We start from the raw sequence: 364 nt of genomic DNA, 5'->3' as shown, positions 1-364 counted from the left end.
CAGCTATAGTCATTACCACCACCAGGACAAGAACAGTATGAATAATGTAGCGTTCAAATTTCCAGGCCGACCTGCTCTTATCCGATAGGTGCCGGTATGGATCTCCCGCCGTTTCTGCGAGTCCGCCGCAGCCGCAAACCCAGGAGCAGTACCATCTTTTTCCGTAGAAGTAGGTGAGGATGGGAGTGATGACAAAAATAGAAGCTATTCCGAAGAAGAGCATGAGCAGGCCAATATTTCCGGCAGAAAAAAACTCCGATAATTTATAACCTGCAAAAAGATCATAATTAAGGGGCCAGATGTTCACCGGATTGAAATACGGCTGATTCAACCGAATGAGGATCTCCGGAATTAGAAACGCAAA

The 364-nt window shown here is 46.2% G+C and carries 1 protein-coding gene; it reads right to left on the bottom strand.

Annotated features, from left to right (window positions below; all coding sequences use genetic code 11):
• Positions 1 to 364: 4Fe-4S binding protein (locus HC176_RS17675; RefSeq protein ID WP_167920315.1), on the bottom strand; the 364-nt coding region annotated here is incomplete at both ends.

Source organism: Tamlana crocina (genome assembly GCF_012037625.1).
Note: the sequence above shows the minus strand (reverse complement) of the source record. Positions and strands in the feature narration are given on the sequence as shown.